Below are 13,716 nucleotides of genomic sequence, written 5' to 3' on the forward strand. Positions count from 1 at the left end.
ATACCGATTATGATATTGAGTGGACTAGCGATAGCTCTTTTACCGTAGAATGGGAAGTATGGGACGCAACGCATTTTGCGGATGTTGAGATAGAGGGCAGGACTTATACAATCGTAGCTGAAGGCTAGGATAAAAGTGCCAGTCACATTAAAGGTAATGGGGTGAACAGATGGGATTGTTTTCTTTTGGAAAGAAAAAAAGTGATGGTTATATTATCAAGGAGATCAAAGAGTCTGGTTCAGGACTAATAACAGCTATTACCACATCAAAAAAATGGGGTGAAGACTTTAGGCTGGTGTGCAGATCAGAAGAGCAGATATCTTATGCGCTAGGATGTCTGGATTATCTTGATAGTATGCCTTTGGAAGTAGAGAAAAGACTCTGCAAATATCTTGTAAGGTATTATAAGGATTTTGAGCAGTTTTTAGATGATGAACAGAAGGCTGACATGGGAACAGTAAACGAAGGATCTGTCCTAAAATTTATCAGGATAAAGTCTGTGATAGTTGATGATCATTGCCGCCGGGATAGAGTTGAGTTCCATATAGAAGGTGGATGCAAATGGGAAGTTGAGCATGGCCTTGAGATCACCATATCTGATGGAAAGATACTGTATGTAGGTGCATTTGAAGACTATGGTCCTAACACAAGCAGATTGGCGTATATAATCGAAAAGTATGGATATTATGATCCAGACAAAGACATGAACACTAACTACGTGGATAAGGATGCTTGAAACTTTTAAATAAGCAGATAGCAGTGCCAGTCAGTGCGAACTTTTTCTTCATAGTGACTGGTATCACTACACAAACAGAGACGAACCTGGGGAGATCTTAATCCAGTAACAAGGAGCGTTCCGAACGCAAAGGCCTACAATCGCAAGAAAGAAAAAGAGAGAATCAGCAAAGAATTCAGAGATGGATTTGGAGCTGATTCTCTTTTTTTATTGGAAATTCATGGATAACACTTGATAAGAGCCTTTTAATAAAATGTGAGTGGATAAAATAAAGTGGCTCATAAAATGTGAGAGATAAATTGAAAGTGCCTCATATTTTGTGATAATATATGTTTGGAGGTAGATAAATGTATTACAGAAGAAAGATTGATGAGTATTTAAAAAATTGGAAAGCAGATACAGCACACAAGCCTCTTATAGTAAAAGGTGCGAGACAAATTGGTAAGACAGAATCTATCATGCATTTTGCTAAGGAGAACTACGAAAATGTTGTGTATATCAATTTCGCCCTAGAGAAAAAATTCATGCATATACTAGCTGATGGGTATGATGTAGAAAGTGTTATCAAGAATATTTCTTTGGCAGATCCATCTTTTAGATTCATTTCTGGCAAAACTATTATTCTTTTTGATGAAATACAAGAGAATCCGGATGTGGCTACAACCCTTAAGGCTTTTAAGATAGATGGAAAATATGATGTTATTTGTAGTGGTTCAATGCTTGGGATTAATTATAAAAAGATTCACAGTAATAGTGTTGGAGCAAAGACTGATTATGAAATGCATTCGATGGATTTCGAGGAGTTTCTTTGGGCAAAAGGGTATAGTCAGGAGCAGATTGATTCTATCTTAATGCATATGATAGAAAATATGCCTTTTAATGAAAATGAACTGGCGATTTTTAAGAGCCTATTCTTAGATTATTGTGTGTTGGGCGGAATGCCAGACGTAGTTAAACTTTATATTGAAACAGGTACTTTTTCTGGTACGTTGGATGTACAGGAGCAAATTAGGCTTGATTACGAAGAAGATGTGAGAAAATACGCAGAAAGTCTTGATCAGACAAAAATTATTAGTGTGTACAGAAGCATCCCTGCGCAGCTTGCCAAAGAGAATAAAAAGTTCCAGTTTAATAAAATTGAGAAGAATGCAAGGTCTAGGGAATATACCGGATGCATTGAATGGCTCATCGATGCAGGTGTTATTACAGAATGTAATTGCTTGCAGTTTCCTGAATTGCCACTCAAAGGAAATGTTGAGGAGAGTAAGTATAAACTGTATTATCCGGACACTGGATTATTGGTTTCTGCGCTAGATGAGGAGGCACAGGAGGATTTAAGAGTTAACAAGAATCTCGGAGTGTATAAAGGCGCGCTTTATGAGAACTTTGTTGCTGAGGCATTTGTGAAGCAGGGGCTTGGATTATTCTATTACAAGAAGGAAAATTCTACACTTGAGGAAGATTTCTTTGTAAGAACACAAAATGATTTGATACCTGTTGAGGTCAAGTCTAATAATGATCAGTCAAAATCATTGTCTACATTGATAAAAAATAAGAACTATGGCGATATCTCTTATGGAATAAAGCTTGGTGATTTCAATGTTGGTCATGCAAGCAATATTTATACATTTCCATATTTTTGCGCCTTTAAAATTAAAGAGTATTTGAAGAAAAAAGAAATATAGCAGAACGCTATTCTCGCTGTAGATATCTTTTTTGATACCTCTGAGCTAGGCAAAAGCAGCTCCCAGTATCTTTTTTTCTCATAAGAACTGCAGGTCCACCTCTATGCTACGGTAAAGCATCGCTACTTTCACTGAGATGATATCTGTCAAACACTGCTGGCCTTTTGTAAAGCGTAAGCTACTTGGACTGCGGTGTTTTTTATGTTCTGCTTATTTATACGAATGATGGAAATGGTGTGGCAAAAAAATTTAATTTTTGTGAATGTAATTGAAAAAGATGGTGATATGATTAACTAGGGGCGGTATTAAGGAGGCTACAAAATGTTTTTTATCATGGGAATTTCAGATGGCAGGAAAGACTTTTCTTTTAACCAGTTGATTACTTGCGCCATCTGCGGAAAATACGGACGTTTCAATGTGTTTATGACATATACGGTGTTATCTCTTTTCTTTATTCCAACCATCAAGTGGAACAAGCATTACTACGTGCAGACCAGCTGCTGTGGAACAGTGTATGAGCTTGATCCGGAGATAGGAAAGGCAATTGCCAGGGGTGAAGAGGTGGAGATTTTGCCAAGTCACTTGACGCAGGTGAGCAGTGGAAGAGGTTTTACCACAGGTTACAAGAGATGCAGACAGTGCGGGTACGAGACTACTGAGGACTTTGAATTTTGCCCTAAGTGCGGAGTGAGGTTTTAAATGTGGATAAAGCAGATTTTTGACGGAGATTATGGCTGTGAAGAACTGCAGCCAGGGGAGAAACCAAAGGTTTCAGTAATGCTTGTGGATGTTGCTGGTAATGAGAAGTTTGTGTCAGTGGAAGATGACTGGCTTACAGAGAATGGATTAAATGTTGGCTCTACGTGGCCATTAGAGGTGACAGCGACTGGTGCCACTACACATTTTCTTCAAAAAGTTTTAAGGGAGTTTTAAGGTTCGGATCATATCATGAATACATCAAGAAGAACAAAACTTCTTGATCCCCACACACTTTTTCATAACACATAAGGCTGTGCCAAATTGTTCACAGCCTTCCTCCCTTCAACAACCCGCTTATAAAAGGGGGTAAACATAGATGGACTTTGGTGACTCATATAGCGCCAGAGTTCTTTTTTTTATATAATTGGATGAGATGAAAAGATGAGTAGGACAGACAATGGGAAATGAAAACGGAACTTGGATAATGTACGGCGTGGAGTGGGATGACCCTGAATGCCTGCATACAGTCCAGGATGCAATTAACTATATAAATGAGGTGGGATTTCTTCCGCTTTTTAAGAATGATATCCCGGGATTTTCGCTGGAGGAGCGCACTGTTCCTGAGTACTGGTGGTGCGGTGATCCGGAGGTGGACCCATGGGAGTGGCGTGAGATTATCGCCAGGAGCGGAGAAGTGGCTTATGGCAAGTTCTTTGAGAAGAAGGCTGGGTTCATATCTAAAGAGTGGCTGCCATACTTTGTGAATTACCGAAGGGACGGGTATGACTTTGATGCGCTCTACGAAGATGGCAAGGCCTCTGCAAGACAGAAGAAGATAATGGATCTCTTTTTAGAGGATCTAATTGATGAGGAATACTATTCCAATGAGCTCAAGGAGAAAGCGGGATTTGGAAAAGATGGAGCCAAAGGCTTTGACGGAATTATGACAGGCTTACAGATGCAGATGTATCTGTGCGTGCGGGATTTCAGGCAGCGCAAGAACAAGAAAGGCGAAGCTTACGGCTGGCCTATTGCTATATACGCCACACCTGAGCATTTATGGGGCTTTGATTATGTGAGATCTGCTTATTCAGAGTCTCCGACTGAATCTGCCAAGAGGATAGCAAGGCATGTCATGGATGTTTACCCTGTTACCACACCTGAGCAGATGCGCCGTGTCATTGGAATTAAAATGTAATGGAGTATTAATTTGATGGAGACGAAATATATAAAATGGCTTAATCTGATACCGCTTATTATGTTCTTCATAGTTGATAAACTGAGAGGAACACTGATCAGCAGGTATTTACTGATAATTATTGTAGCCCTCGGATTTATGAATATGTTCCATGCTAAAGGCATGAAAGAGTATGTGATTTCATCGCTGATGCTTGTAGCATCTACCGTTGTGGGAATGATTCTTTACACATATTATGACTATTATTTTGTCAGTGCTGATCCTGAGACTCCGATTTTTGGTGCGGCGCTTATGATAGTTTATGGATTTATTTCATTTGCTGTCGCTGCAGTTGGAACTGTTGTAGTGGTGGTAAAGGATAGATGTTGTGGCAAAAATAATTTTCTTAAATGGTGAAATGAGAGAATCAGCATAGTTTTCAGAGATGGAATTTCTGGGTCCATTGTACGAAAGTGACCTAGAAGTAGAATTTCATGTAAGCCAAAAAATTAGGCGGCTTACACGAAAGCAACATGTAGGCATAAATTCATATAAGCAAGTATAAAAGAGAAGGAGTGGAAGCTTTACACGAAAGTAGCTGAAAGGCGTAGATTCATATAAGCAAGTTAAGTATCATAGAACTGGTGCTCTTACACGAAAATAGAAGACATATATAGTTGTGTGTAAGAGAGGACTGAAGTGGCTTTACATGAAAGTAATCAAGAGGCATGATTTCATGTAAGTCAAGAAAATAGGTGGCTTACACGAAAGTGGTAGTAAGACGTAGTTTCATATAAACAAGATTAAAGAATAAAAAATTGCTGATCTGATGAAATAAACAAATCCAGATTCGTACTGGTCTATTATTATGTCATTTATATTCGATTATTTAGAAAAAAGGGACTAGTACCAATTTTCTAAAATAGAGATTGCTTTAATAGTAGTGGCGATAAGTCAATTTCAATGCCAACAATATCCAATTTCTTCTTACGACGATGTTACATTATGGAATGAATGATAGTGATGATAACTGGAATTCTTTAAAAGATGTATCTGAATAAAAACTATTCCTGCCGCTCGTGAAGCATAAGCCACGTAAAGTGAAATTGTAGTTAGCAATGACTAACAAAAAGAGTTATAATGACTATGTACACTGATTTAATATGCTCTTAGGGAGGCAAGTTATGAAGTCAAAACAAAGAATATTATTTGGGTGTTATGCAATGGTACTTGCTATTATTGGGGACTATCTGCTTGGATACGGTACAATTGGCACAACATCAGATCCGGATGCCTATATGGGTATATCCTGGAATGTGGTTCCTGATTGGAGATATGCAGTATCATCAATCCTCGGGTTTTTGTGTGCAGCGATGTTTGCCTATGCTGCAACAGAACTAATGAGGGTTATGGAGAAAGAATATAATTTAAAGGATTCCAAACTATACAAGCTTTTCAAGGTTGCCAACTGGGGAGGAATTTTGTATTTTGCCTTCATTCATATAGGCATATGCATCTTGCCGGTTGTTTTTAATGCAGGAATGGAAGCAACGGGCGATATTGAAGCATCTGTCGGCATGGCGATCAGGGTTTTGAAAAGTGAGCTGATTCCATTGCTGGCCGGTTTTGTGGTCTGCGATCTGTTTGTGACTATAGGATGGATTGGAATGATTATTAAGGGTATGCTTCCTGTTAAAAAATGGATGATCATATGTTGCCCTGTTTTTGGAGTACTTTTCGGAAACTTACTTAATTTGATATCAGAAGGTCTGGACTCTGGGACAGAATCACTGGGTTGGCTCATGTTGTATTTGGTTTGTGCACTATCTCTTACAGATAAGAAAAGGTCAATTAAATGAAGCTGACAAAAAAACAATTGAATCTCATCTTGGGACTGCTTGGCTGCCTTTGCTTTGGCGGAGGGGATTGGCTAATGATGTATGCAGATCCGACATTTGAAGGAAATTTAGAATGGCTGACGATTGGAACGGTTGCAATACCTCAGTGGAGATACAAGCTGGCAATGCTGCTTGCCTTTCCGGGAGTCATTCTCTATGGTGCTGCTCTTTTTGCAGTACAAGAATACATAACAGATGAGAAGAAGAAAAAAGTGTATCATTATCTGAATGCTTTTGGACTTACACCATGGATTGCGCTTCATCTGATCTATGTGGTGATCTTAAGTCTGTTTGCATGGCTTAACAGTAACGGATTTTCAGATGATGCATTGCTGATTTGTGAGTCACTGTTTACCAACTTCGCTTGGCTGATTTCTGTAAGTGAAGGCATCATGCTACCGGTCTTTATTTACTGGTTTTATGTTCAGATTACCGGTAACACAGTGTTTAAAAAAGGAATGGCTTTTACCAACGTGCTTTTGATATTTGGGATTCTTAAGGTAATTTCTATGTTGATGCCACAAAGCGCTTTTCGTATAGCCTTTACGAATGGACTCATGAGTGAGAGCATGATTATCTGGTTTTTGTTTGTATATTTGGAAATCGGGAGAAAACATGGCAGTAAAGATGCAGATCATAAAAACAACCTTTAAAAGGCATAATGTGATAAGTCGTAAAAGCTGTAGAATAGCCTATAAAGCTGTGATATCATATGGCATATGCTTACTCTTTTAGTAAGTATGTGCCATTTATGCTTGGCATGAAATGATAATCAGTAGGAGGCTAGAATTTATGGATACTAATAAGATATGGCTGATTTTATCTGGAAGTGTAGAGCAGTCAAATAATAAGAATTACAAGGATAAGGTTGGGGTGGTTTCTGTGGTATATGCATCTGCTGATGAAACCAAAGTAAGACAGCACTTGGAAATTTTACAGAAAGAAAACCCTGAAGTTTTCTATATGCAATATGAAGTGCCTATGGATGTGAAACTTACAGAATTATCGCATTATCCTTCTATAGAAATAACTAAAGAAGATCTGGAGGGATGACTTGAATGAATATTTTGGAAGGAGAACACATAGTACTTCGTAAGGCAAAAGAAGATGCAATTGACAGATGCCACAGGAGTATGGAGCTTCAAAAAAGATCATTATGCTTATTTTGTTGCAGATAAAGAATCGGATGAGGCATTTGGTCTTTGCGCAATAAAAGAAACTGAGCCGGGACATCTAAGAAAGTTGCAGAGTATTTTGTCTTTGAGTATGACCATACTTAAGATAGTATGGGTGATTTTGCTGATTTTTCTAAGTATGCTATTGTAAAGTGTAAGACCTGTGGCAAAGTATACAGGGTTAATAAAAACTCAGGATATAGAACATCGTTCTTTAAGTGGACCGTAAGTCAGGATAATAACTGAAAAACATGCGCGAGTACTACAAATGAACATGGTAATTACCGATAAGTACTAATATAATAGAAGAGGGGGTCTGTCCCGCCTGACTGCCCATGATAATGGAAACGAGGTGATTAAATTTGAGAAAAAGAAGTATTACTCTGATGTTTGTAGTAATTGCAATGGTACTTGGTTGCATACTCATAGGATGCGGGGAAAAGGCTAAGTCATCGGTAAAAACCGGAATTATCGGAGCTATGGATGAGGAAGTGGATACCCTTAAGCAGGAACTGAAAAACGTAAAGGTAACAGATATTGGCCGGATGGAGTTCTATGAAGGAAATCTTGACGGAGAGGATGTAGTTATCGTTAAGTGCGGAATCGGTAAGGTTAATGCGGGGGCTTGCGCTCAGGTTCTTATTACGAGTTTTGGTGTGGACAGGATTATTAATACCGGTGTGGCAGGTTCACTGGACGCCTCGATAGACATTGGAGATTTTGTGGTATCAACTGATGCGGTGCAGCACGACTTTGACCTGACTGCCATAGGGAATCAAAAGGGAGAGCTTGATGGGATAGGCTCTGTTTCTTTGCCGGCAGATGAGACCATGATGGCAAATGCCGTCAGCGCTATTAGAGAATGTGCACCGGAAGTTAATGTTTTTGAGGGCAGAGTCTGCACGGGAGATCAGTTCATCTCATCAGATGAGCAAAAAAGGAATATAACATCTGAGTTTGGAGGACTGTGCTGTGAGATGGAAGGCGGAGCAATAGCTCAGATCTGCTACCAGAACAATGTACCATTTGTTATCATCAGAGCCATTTCAGATAAGGCGGACGGCTCTGCCACAGTGGATTATCCAACCTTTGAAAAAGAAGCAGCGGCAAGATGCGCATCCATCGTGCATTACATGGTTACAAACAAGTAACGCATAATCCTCAAAAAAATCTATTGAAAAAGAGCCCTATTTTGTTGTAATAAAGTCAACAGAAGCTCCCACACCTCTCACTGAAGTGTCCAATGGGAGCACATTTTTATTTTAGGTGTCGCTCAATTGAGCATACTTACAAAAATACAAGTGAGGATTAAAATAGTGAATACAAAGGATATCCAGAGCAGAATATATCAGAACAAGGTCAGCAAAGGCTTTAACACAACAAATATCGAAAAAGAGTTTTGCCTTATACATGGTGAATTGGCAGAACTGTATGATGCATATCGAAAGAAACTGCCTACTGTCGGCGAGGAAATGGCTGATGTTGCGATATATCTTTTAGGTATGGCTGAAATTCTCAACATCGATTTAGGTGCAGAGATCGTCAGAAAAATGGAGATCAACGAACACAGAAAGTATGAGAACTCTAACGGGGTCAACATCCGCATATCAGAATAAAAAAATAGCATCCCTGGGCTCTGGTGAAACGTCGTCACCTTTGCTGTGGATGCTATTTTTTTACCACTTAACAACTATTCCTGCCGCTCGTGAAGCGTAAGCCACGTAAAGTGAAATGGTTGTTTTTCTTATCTGCTTATATATACGAATGAAGGTGATGTTGTGGCAAAAAAATTCTCCTAAATGGTGAAATGAGAGAATCAGCATAGTTTTCAGAGATGGAATTTCTGGATCCATTGTACGAAAGTGACCTAGATGCAGAATTTCATGTAAGCCAAAAAATTAGGCGGCTTACACGAAAGTGGTAGTAAGGCGTAGTTTCATATAAGCAAGTTAAGTATCATAGAACTGGTGCTCTTACACGAAAATAGAAGATATATATAGTTGTGTGTAAGAGAGGACTGAAGTGGCCTTACATGAAAGTAATCAAGAGGCAGGATTTCATGTAAGTCAAGAAAAAAGGTGGCTTACACGAAAGTGGTAGTAAGACGTAGATTCATATAAACAAGATTAAAACACCAGAGCTTTGAGCTATATAATGGACCACAAACCCCGTCCCAATGTCATTTAGATAGTAAAAAACTTAAGAATAGTGTATCATTTAAGCCATGATAATTCCAAACACAATACAACCAGTTCTCGGGTTTACGGTCAAAAATTCTATTTTTGAAAAAGGCAAACAGACAGTCTGGGGAGACTGCCTACTGAAAGGTATTTAGTTGTTTTGGGTTATCGGTATGATAACGGTTTAGCTGATTGGCGGCGTATAATTCTTTTGAATTTACGCCCCGGTCGGACTGGCACCAAGAATCTATTAATCAATTTCTCAAGATCTTTGACTGCTCCTATAATGTAAAGCCTCACAAACTTCTGCATTTGAGTGTGGTTGAAGTTATATTTGTGGACGGTGTTCAAGTTGTCCCTTTTGGTTATGGCTTTTGTGATACATGAAGAAAAGTTATAAAGAGTTAGCTTTCCATAGATTTCCTGTATCAGGAAATCAGATTTTATCGAGTGGATATGAACCATATTTCCAGCATATTTAAGGTGACGGAAAGCAGTTTCTTTTCCCCATCTTAAGTTGTAAAGCTTTTTGATTGAATCTAGTGAAAACATATCATTAGGAAGATTGGTTACTATATATTCAAAAGTGCCGGTAGAGAGAGGAAACTTTAGTATACGGAGCTTAAAAGAATCCACTTTATTTGTCCTATATTCTGATAGTTTTCGTATTCGCAATTATTCTTCTTACGTCTACGTCCGATATGAATTGTTACATTCTCATCAACAAAGGAATTGTCCAGCAAATGCTTGTTGTCAAGGCAAAGAGACTGAGCATCGCTTTCCTTCATACGAATCAAGAAAAACTGATTATTATTGATTGCATGTGCATAAATGTTGAAAGAAGCATATCCACGATCAGCGATGAAGATTGTTTTTAGCATGTCATCTGAATGCTTATCGAGAAACTTGCAGAACGCATCTCTTTCATTCATTTCCTGCATTCCTTGGAGCTCAATATCAATAAATATGTCATTCATGACATCATAAAGTGCATTCATATGAATCTGATTGAATCCTTTTCGGCCCTCAATGTTATCAACGAGATTGCCTAAATCTGAAGGATTGTAAGGAAGATTGAGCCGAGTGCCATCGCAGGCAACAAGCTGATATCCATGAAAAGTTTTCTCTTTGGGAATGCGTTTGTTGAACAGATAGAACAGTTCCTGGAAAGCTTCTTTTTTGATCTGATTGCGACGTTGAATCATTGCTGAAGGCAGAGGGAGCTCTTCTTCACCGAACAGGTCGAGTAATTCTGTGGCAACGTTGTCTGCACCGGCAATCATAGGAAACAGCATGGTTTGCTCAAACGATATCTTCTTTTTTCGGGTAAAATCGGAAGATGGATTTTTTAAGAATTCATCCCTTCGTTCCAATATGGATGAAAACACCGAGAATAGATTTTGACGTATTTCAGTAACAGTAAATGACATGTCAGCACCTCCGTAAAAATGTCTTATAATCAAGGCGCGGCAACATTTTTTGGCTGACTTGTCAAGCAGTTTTCGCAGAAAACTGCAAAAAAATCAGAGGGTATTTCACCTCTGATTTCAGTAATATATTTAATTGTAACTATAGGATTGGGACGGGAAATCCTTATCTAAATGACATTGACCCCATCCCCTAGGTCCATTCCCTAGGTCCATTACTGCATGTTTTTACAAATCTGTCCTGACATGGTAATATATATTCGCTGTGTCAGGACTATTTTTATGTCACAATGTGTCATAACGCATAATTAATACAAAAATGGTGCCCGGCGTGGCACTCGGTCAAACAAGCTGAGATAACAAATGGCTTAAATAAAGCATTTTTAGAAGGAGATAAATAGAAAATGAAACTAGGAATCGTTATTTGAAGCCTTTTTTCATAAAACTTGATACTTCTCCATAAATCCTTCTAAAAGCCCATAGAATCTGAGCTTCAAGGGAATTTCTCTCACATAAAACTTCATGTAAATTCATGTATCTCATAATAAATTGGCACTCGCGTGGCACTCGATATGGCACTCGATTTTGAATCACATATCAGTGAGTACATGAATAAAAATGTACATTTTGCAGATGGTGAAAAAACGGAGAATTGATTTGCTGGTTGCTGAAATATAAGTGGCATAAAACTTAATGCCAGAAATGATTCGTGGCACTCAATGTGGCACTCGTTCATAAAGGCATATCGTAGAAACCCAGTAAAATCAAAGAAATTTGAAGGAGATATATTTATTATGAAATTAGGCATAATTACCACATGTCCATTATCATATAACTCAATGTATCTCATCAAATGTCTCTAAACTCCCATGGAATCAGGATTTGAGAGAAATTCATCTCACATAAAACTTCACATATTTCCATATACTTCATAATAAATTGGCACTCGTGTGGCACTCGGTATGGCACTCGTTTTTTGAGATTCATGATCGAGTGGAGCATAAATATTTGTATGTGAAACTCCCTGAGATGGAAAAATAAGAAAAATTGATTTGCAGGCTGGCAATATAAAAGTACATAAAACTTGATGCATTTTATCATTCGTGGCACTCGATGTGGCACTCGGTAAAAATGAGAGTTTCAGAAAGCCCGCAAAATCAAGGAAAATTGAAGGAGAAACAGAAATTATGAAACTAGGTATTTTTATTACCCTGGTTTTCATAAATCTTAATTCATCCTCATAAATCTCTCTAAAACCCTATAGCATCAATATTCCTTGGAAGTTCCCCTCACATAAAATCTCATATAGATTCATGAATTTTATAATTAAATGGCACTCGCGTGGCACTCGATATGGCACTCGTTTTTGGAATTGTTACAAGCTGCGCTGGTGATGTTACCTAATCAACCAAGCTCCAAATTAGCAAAGGATTTACTTGATGATAAATTTAATAACGCATATATAGCCGGTAAGAACGTGGTATTTACTATTGTTCTTGCCGGTTTATTTTTTATAGATTTTTATTGAGATATATGCGAGATTCGCATATAGGAGGCGTCATATGAGCGATTTTGAGATTATTGGTATTGATGGTATAGCTGACGGAATGCTTATTGAGAAGACTGATATGAAGAAGATGGATTCAGATAGGCGCAAGAGACTTACAGCAGATGCTTTTATTAGAATCCGTAAGGAAGCTGGTATGAATAAGAAGGAGTTCTCTGAATGGCTTGGGGTTCCTTATCGTACTATGGAAGACTGGGAGCTTGCATCAACACAGGTTCCAGAGTATGTTCTTCGTTTGATTGCATATAAGGTTATGTGGGAAAAGGAAAGGGGGAATCTATAATGGCAGTATTGGATGGGATTGAATCAGTATTACATTTTATGTTGAAGGTAGCACTCCTTCCGGTTCAGGCAGTGCTTACTTTATTAGAACTATCAATTAGCTTCCTCGGTGGGATGGTGTTGCTTGTTACGAAGATATTTGGATTTATGCTAGTCGTATGTGCAGTCTTTGAACTAATCTCCAAGACAGGTACATCTGATTGGATTCTTGAAATGTTCCTTACTGGGGTAGGCGTTGCCGTTATTCCAGAGGCACTTGTGACCTGGGGAATAGGTGGCATAGAACTGTTGAAGGAGTTTCTTTATGAAATATAGTGGCATCATATATGATGAGGATACTACACCGACAAAATGGTGTGTTCGAGAGAAGCCCTGTGAGGATCATCTTGGAAATAAGTATTGCAGTATAAGAGATATGTGCTTGGTATATGGCATTAGTCCCGAAACATATACCCGTAGGATTAATGTGTACCATATGACGGTAGAGGAAGCCCTAACACGCCCTGTTAAACATAATGGTGGTATCCGATGCCAGGATCATAATGGAAAGTATTATAGAAGCAGGACACAGATGTGTAAGAGCTATGGAATAGACCGTAAGCTCTTCGAGTATCGTATAAGCAATGGGTGGTCATTAGAAGATGCTCTGACTAAACCCAGTCGCACATTAAAAGCAGTTCAACCAGAGTGATGTCACAAAATGTCACGAATTGTCACGGAATGTCACGCCAGGTCACACATCGTCCATTTTAATCTGATTTTAAGCGTGATAATATTATCATAGACAAGTTGAAGGAAGGAGATGGCCTTCAACTTGTTTTTCTTTTGCAAAAGATCGGGTGCAGATATATTGCGTCAGTTTGTAGTTAAGACTACAGATTGGCGCTTTT

Annotated in this window: 16 protein-coding genes; 14 read left to right on the plus strand and 2 right to left on the minus strand. The window is 38.5% G+C overall.

The window, feature by feature from the left end; genetic code table 11:
* Positions 1-169: 169 nt before the first annotated feature.
* From BLO53_RS05325 to BLO53_RS05380, 11 genes are all read left to right on the plus strand, one after another.
* The gene (locus BLO53_RS05325; protein ID WP_092059472.1) at positions 170-736 is read left to right on the plus strand and encodes a DUF6985 domain-containing protein; all 567 of its coding nucleotides are present in this window, start codon (positions 170-172) and stop codon (positions 734-736) included.
* A gap of 347 nt (positions 737-1,083) precedes the next feature.
* On the plus strand, positions 1,084-2,421 hold the full coding sequence (locus tag BLO53_RS05330) for an ATP-binding protein (protein WP_092059474.1): 1,338 nt from the start codon (positions 1,084-1,086) through the stop codon (positions 2,419-2,421).
* 321 nt (positions 2,422-2,742) lie between these two features.
* Positions 2,743-3,120: a zinc ribbon domain-containing protein gene (locus BLO53_RS05335; RefSeq protein WP_092059476.1), complete on the plus strand. Its 378-nt coding sequence runs from the start codon at positions 2,743-2,745 to the stop codon at positions 3,118-3,120.
* On the plus strand, positions 3,121-3,354 hold the full coding sequence (locus BLO53_RS05340; RefSeq protein ID WP_092059478.1) for a hypothetical protein: 234 nt from the start codon (positions 3,121-3,123) through the stop codon (positions 3,352-3,354).
* Between the two features lie 223 nt (positions 3,355-3,577).
* Positions 3,578-4,318, plus strand: a complete 741-nt coding sequence (locus tag BLO53_RS05345) for an AlkZ-related protein (RefSeq protein ID WP_092059480.1) — start codon at positions 3,578-3,580, stop codon at positions 4,316-4,318.
* 15 nt (positions 4,319-4,333) lie between these two features.
* Positions 4,334-4,714 (plus strand): hypothetical protein, encoded by a 381-nt coding sequence (locus BLO53_RS05350; protein ID WP_092059482.1) that lies wholly within the window; start codon positions 4,334-4,336, stop codon positions 4,712-4,714.
* A gap of 767 nt (positions 4,715-5,481) precedes the next feature.
* Entirely contained in the window at positions 5,482-6,156 is a 675-nt protein-coding gene (locus BLO53_RS05355; RefSeq protein ID WP_092059486.1) for a DUF6796 family protein, read from the plus strand.
* Positions 6,153-6,848, plus strand: a complete 696-nt coding sequence (locus BLO53_RS05360; RefSeq protein ID WP_092059488.1) for a DUF6796 family protein — start codon at positions 6,153-6,155, stop codon at positions 6,846-6,848. The genes BLO53_RS05355 and BLO53_RS05360 overlap by 4 nt, the downstream gene beginning before the upstream one ends.
* A 139-nt stretch (positions 6,849-6,987) precedes the next feature.
* A complete protein-coding gene (locus tag BLO53_RS05365; protein ID WP_176757174.1) occupies positions 6,988-7,248 on the plus strand; it encodes a hypothetical protein in 261 nt (86 codons plus the stop codon).
* 526 nt (positions 7,249-7,774) lie between these two features.
* On the plus strand, positions 7,775-8,521 hold the full coding sequence (locus BLO53_RS05375) for a 5'-methylthioadenosine/adenosylhomocysteine nucleosidase (RefSeq protein WP_092059579.1): 747 nt from the start codon (positions 7,775-7,777) through the stop codon (positions 8,519-8,521).
* Positions 8,522-8,686: 165 nt separating this feature from the next.
* Positions 8,687-8,986, plus strand: a complete 300-nt coding sequence (locus tag BLO53_RS05380; protein WP_092059494.1) for a hypothetical protein — start codon at positions 8,687-8,689, stop codon at positions 8,984-8,986.
* A 729-nt stretch (positions 8,987-9,715) separates the two neighbouring features.
* Here the strand turns inward: BLO53_RS05380 and BLO53_RS19980 are convergent.
* Positions 9,716-10,186, minus strand: coding sequence for a transposase (locus BLO53_RS19980; RefSeq protein ID WP_176757175.1), 471 nt, complete (start codon positions 10,184-10,186; stop codon positions 9,716-9,718).
* Positions 10,159-10,845, minus strand: a complete 687-nt coding sequence (locus BLO53_RS05390; protein WP_176757176.1) for a transposase — start codon at positions 10,843-10,845, stop codon at positions 10,159-10,161. The genes BLO53_RS19980 and BLO53_RS05390 overlap by 28 nt, the downstream gene beginning before the upstream one ends.
* A gap of 1,694 nt (positions 10,846-12,539) precedes the next feature.
* Between BLO53_RS05390 and BLO53_RS05400 the strand changes: the two genes are divergently transcribed.
* The 3 genes from BLO53_RS05400 to BLO53_RS05410 are packed head-to-tail and all read left to right on the plus strand — an operon-like array spanning position 12,540 to position 13,517.
* Entirely contained in the window at positions 12,540-12,827 is a 288-nt protein-coding gene (locus BLO53_RS05400) for a helix-turn-helix domain-containing protein (protein ID WP_092059502.1), read from the plus strand.
* Positions 12,827-13,141 carry a hypothetical protein gene (locus BLO53_RS05405; RefSeq protein WP_092059504.1) on the plus strand — a complete coding sequence of 105 codons (315 nt, stop codon included), beginning with the start codon at positions 12,827-12,829 and terminating at the stop codon, positions 13,139-13,141. Before BLO53_RS05400 ends, BLO53_RS05405 begins: the two co-directional genes overlap by 1 nt.
* Positions 13,131-13,517, plus strand: a complete 387-nt coding sequence (locus tag BLO53_RS05410) for a hypothetical protein (RefSeq protein WP_092059506.1) — start codon at positions 13,131-13,133, stop codon at positions 13,515-13,517. Before BLO53_RS05405 ends, BLO53_RS05410 begins: the two co-directional genes overlap by 11 nt.
* The last annotated feature ends 199 nt before the right edge of the window (positions 13,518-13,716 follow it).

Origin of the sequence: Butyrivibrio sp. INlla14, assembly GCF_900102515.1 — a bacterium.
In the GTDB taxonomy this organism is placed as follows: domain Bacteria; phylum Bacillota; class Clostridia; order Lachnospirales; family Lachnospiraceae; genus Butyrivibrio.

Excerpts from the sequence above, each read along its gene's own strand:
- BLO53_RS05350 (WP_092059482.1), top strand. The coding sequence starts at position 4,334 with ATGGAGACGAAATATATAAAATGGCTTAATCTGATACCGCTTATTATG.
- BLO53_RS05400 (WP_092059502.1), top strand. The coding sequence starts at position 12,540 with ATGAGCGATTTTGAGATTATTGGTATTGATGGTATAGCTGACGGAATG.
- BLO53_RS05365 (WP_176757174.1), top strand. The coding sequence starts at position 6,988 with ATGGATACTAATAAGATATGGCTGATTTTATCTGGAAGTGTAGAGCAG.
- BLO53_RS05410 (WP_092059506.1), top strand. The coding sequence starts at position 13,131 with ATGAAATATAGTGGCATCATATATGATGAGGATACTACACCGACAAAA.
- BLO53_RS05360 (WP_092059488.1), top strand. The coding sequence starts at position 6,153 with ATGAAGCTGACAAAAAAACAATTGAATCTCATCTTGGGACTGCTTGGC.
- BLO53_RS05340 (WP_092059478.1), top strand. The coding sequence starts at position 3,121 with ATGTGGATAAAGCAGATTTTTGACGGAGATTATGGCTGTGAAGAACTG.
- BLO53_RS05345 (WP_092059480.1), top strand. The coding sequence starts at position 3,578 with ATGGGAAATGAAAACGGAACTTGGATAATGTACGGCGTGGAGTGGGAT.
- BLO53_RS05355 (WP_092059486.1), top strand. The coding sequence starts at position 5,482 with ATGAAGTCAAAACAAAGAATATTATTTGGGTGTTATGCAATGGTACTT.
- BLO53_RS05325 (WP_092059472.1), top strand. The coding sequence starts at position 170 with ATGGGATTGTTTTCTTTTGGAAAGAAAAAAAGTGATGGTTATATTATC.
- BLO53_RS05390 (WP_176757176.1), bottom strand. The coding sequence starts at position 10,845 with ATGCTGTTTCCTATGATTGCCGGTGCAGACAACGTTGCCACAGAATTA.
- BLO53_RS05335 (WP_092059476.1), top strand. The coding sequence starts at position 2,743 with ATGTTTTTTATCATGGGAATTTCAGATGGCAGGAAAGACTTTTCTTTT.
- BLO53_RS05375 (WP_092059579.1), top strand. The coding sequence starts at position 7,775 with ATGGTACTTGGTTGCATACTCATAGGATGCGGGGAAAAGGCTAAGTCA.
- BLO53_RS05330 (WP_092059474.1), top strand. The coding sequence starts at position 1,084 with ATGTATTACAGAAGAAAGATTGATGAGTATTTAAAAAATTGGAAAGCA.
- BLO53_RS05405 (WP_092059504.1), top strand. The coding sequence starts at position 12,827 with ATGGCAGTATTGGATGGGATTGAATCAGTATTACATTTTATGTTGAAG.